The sequence below is a fragment of the Serratia sp. J2 genome (assembly GCF_046269175.1).
Classification (GTDB): Bacteria; Pseudomonadota; Gammaproteobacteria; order Enterobacterales; family Enterobacteriaceae; genus Chania; species Chania fonticola_C.
Genome location: NZ_JBKABN010000079.1, coordinates 1 through 2374 on the forward strand (window position 1 = coordinate 1; position 2374 = coordinate 2374).

General features: G+C 56.8%; 3 protein-coding genes. All 3 read right to left on the reverse strand.

The annotated features are described in order from the left end of the window. Positions 1 to 58: 58 nt before the first annotated feature. A complete protein-coding gene (tnpC, locus tag ACKWMY_RS28045) occupies positions 59 to 1591 on the reverse strand; it encodes an IS66 family transposase (RefSeq protein WP_409487527.1) in 1533 nt (510 codons plus the stop codon). A 66-nt stretch (positions 1592 to 1657) separates the two neighbouring features. Continuing rightward, positions 1658 to 1993, reverse strand: coding sequence for an IS66 family insertion sequence element accessory protein TnpB (gene tnpB / locus ACKWMY_RS28050; protein ID WP_409487528.1), 336 nt, complete (start codon positions 1991 to 1993; stop codon positions 1658 to 1660). Beyond that, positions 1987 to 2289 (reverse strand): IS66 family insertion sequence element accessory protein TnpA, encoded by a 303-nt coding sequence (tnpA, locus tag ACKWMY_RS28055; protein ID WP_409487529.1) that lies wholly within the window; start codon positions 2287 to 2289, stop codon positions 1987 to 1989. The genes tnpB and tnpA overlap by 7 nt, the downstream gene beginning before the upstream one ends. Positions 2290 to 2374 lie beyond the last annotated feature (85 nt).

Below are 2374 nucleotides of genomic sequence, written 5' to 3' on the forward strand. Positions count from 1 at the left end.
GTAAGCGAACGGCGAACTCGCGTTGTGTGATTAAAGTAATGTAATAAGCTGGCGGATATTAACTGAAGCTGTTTTCAGCGTAGGGTAATAGCTCGTTGATCCGGTTGTTCGGCCAGGTGGGTAAGCGGGTCAGCACATCTCGCAACCAGACATACGGGTCGTGGCCGTTGAGCTTGGCGGTTTCCAGTAGACTCAGGATAGCTGCCATCCTTTGCCCAGCCCGCAACGACCCGGCGAACAACCAGTTCTTGCGGCCTACGGCCACCGGACGGATGCAGTTTTCAGTGCGGTTATTGTCGATGGGTACGCGGCCATCGTCCAGGTAGCGCTGTAATGCCGACCAGCGCTTCAAGGTGTAGTCCAGCGCTTTGCGCAGCCCGGAGTTGGGGGCCGTCTGCGTTTGTTGCAACAACAACCACTGATGGAAGGCGTCCAGCCGGGGCTTGGCATACCGTTGTCGCCATTGTCGTTTTTTATCCGCCGACCGGTGTTTGATTTTGCGCTCAAGCTTGTACAGCTCTCGGATTGTGTCCAGAGCCAGCTTGGCCACCGGGCTTTTGTTGGCCGTGAACAGCTCGAAGAACTTGCGCCGGGCGTGTGCCCAGCAACCCGCTTCAAGCGCCTGACCGCTGTCGAACAACGCCTGGTAACCGGCATAACCGTCCACCACCAGAGTGCCGCGCCAGCCTTCAAGCACGTCGCGGGCATATTGGCCACTGCGCCCCGGTTGGCAGTCATAAAGCACTATCGACCGTTCAGCACCCAGGGCGGTGATGTAGGCCCACAGGTAACCGCGTTGGGTTTTGCCCTTGCCGGGGTCGAGGATGGACAGCGGGGTTTCGTCAGCCTGCAAGACCGGGTGTTGCAACAGGTCCTGATGCAGCGCCTGGGCCAGCGGTTTCAGGGCCGCACCCACCGCACCGAACCAGCCCGCCAGCGTACTGCGAGGCAGGTCGACACCGTTGCGTTGATATATCACCTGCTGACGGTAGAGCGGCAGGTGGTCGAGACTTTTGGCGCATACCACCTGCGCCAGCAGGCCGGGCCCGGGCAGACCTTTTTCAATCAGCTGTGCGGGCAAGGGCTCACTGACTACCGTCTCGCAGTGTTCACAACTGAACTGCGGACGAACATGACGGTGCACGATGAAGCGGGCCGGAACATATTCCAGCCGTTCGCTGATCTCATCGCGGATGAAGCGCAAGGTGTGGCCACAGTCTGGGCAACTGTCGGATACCGGAGCCAGACGGACCTCTTCCCGGGGCAGTTCAGGCAGCAGGGGCTGGCGTTTGGCCACCTGCGATTTTGGTGCTTTCGGCTCGGGTAACAGGGTAGCCAGTTGCTGCTCGATATCGGCGGCATCGGCCTCGATATCTTCATCGAACAACCCGCGTTGCTCGCCCTGGAAGGCTTCGCTTTTGCGCCCGAAGCGCCACTGGCGGGCATTTTTCAGGGCCTCTTCCAACTGCTGGATATAGCCTGCCTGCGTCTGGTTTCGCTGCGTCTGCTGTTCAAGGTCCGCAAGTAACTTCAACGCCAGAGAGCGCAGTTCATCGAGGTCTTTTGAGGTCAGCAGTGCATCGATATTCATGTGGCTATTTTATCAACATGACACCGTATTGTCATTGATAATCAATGTATTAATTCACTACCCGCGCTATTTCCACTGGGTCAGGTCGAGCCCCTCAACCCGTTGCCAGTCGATGCCTTTCATCAACCAGTCGGCCTGTTCTGGTGATAATTTCCAGGCAGCATCGCCCTGCCTGGGCCAGATAAAATGGCCTTGATGAAGACGGCGAAGGCACAGCCAGACACCGTGTTTATCCCAGCGCAGGACTTTGATGCGTGAACGCGCCTTGTTGCAAAAGACAAAAGCAGCTTCCCCTTGCCAGGGTTGGTGCAGATGGTCGGTAATGTATTGCGTCAGGGTATCAATACCCCGCCGCATATCGACCGGCTCCCGCGCCAGCCAGATGTGCTGTGGCGTCAGCATAGGGACAGAGCCTGCATCACAGCCCGTAACTGGACGGGAAGACATCGGACGGAATAGCCATTGGGGAGGTTGAGTGTCACCGTGTCGGCGTCGTTATTCTCAGGCACAACCCGTTGTGCGGGAATAAAGGCGGAAGGTATGATAACGGTGGCATCAACTTGATGATGTTTGAGCCAGTAATAAAAGGTGGCGATGTTCAAGTCATGCAGGCGACAATAGTGTGTTTTAGACATCCCACTCTGTTGCCAGGCGTCAAGATGCTGCAGCTGTTCACTGCGAGAATACCGTATTGTCATATTTCACCTCAGGTTGGTTGTCTTGAGCGAGGTTAGAATGTGGTAACGGCATATCGTTAGCAATGTGAGTTCGCCGTTCGGTTAC

What these genes read in the sequence shown, in the direction of transcription:
- tnpB (WP_409487528.1), bottom strand. Translation starts at nt 1,993, where the DNA reads ATGCTGACGCCACAGCACATCTGGCTGGCGCGGGAGCCGGTCGATATG.
- tnpC (WP_409487527.1), bottom strand. Translation starts at nt 1,591, where the DNA reads ATGAATATCGATGCACTGCTGACCTCAAAAGACCTCGATGAACTGCGC.
- tnpA (WP_409487529.1), bottom strand. Translation starts at nt 2,289, where the DNA reads ATGACAATACGGTATTCTCGCAGTGAACAGCTGCAGCATCTTGACGCC.